The organism is Veillonella sp. ZSJB6, assembly GCF_051549505.1.
GTDB lineage: Bacteria > Bacillota > Negativicutes > Veillonellales > Veillonellaceae > Veillonella.
In genome coordinates this window covers 1-270 of the sequence record NZ_JBPUGE010000056.1, presented here as the reverse complement: position 1 = coordinate 270, position 270 = coordinate 1, and the positions used below count along the sequence as shown (strand labels likewise).

Genomic DNA, 270 nt, shown 5'->3' with positions numbered 1-270 from the left:
ACACTTTTTCGATCAGCTTCGTATCGACCGTGTCGATATCGGTCTCTAAATAGAACGTGACCGCTTTTTCAAGCGCTTGACGAATGTTGTGCTTGTTCGCCGTCGGCAACAGAAAACGCAAGTCTTCAAGTCCGTCGACGACACCGTCATAATCGAGCGAGATGAACGCCTGCAAGATTTTACGGATCGTCGCCATGTCTTGGGCAGTCGATGACCCGACCATTCCGAAGTCGAGCAGGATGATCGTCCCGTCGGCCCGGATCTGGACGT

The 270-nt window shown here is 52.6% G+C and carries 1 protein-coding gene; it reads right to left on the bottom strand.

Annotated elements, in window-relative coordinates:
- On the bottom strand, positions 1–270 hold a 270-nt coding region (locus ACSV5T_RS09875), incomplete at both ends, for a hypothetical protein (RefSeq protein ID WP_438321000.1).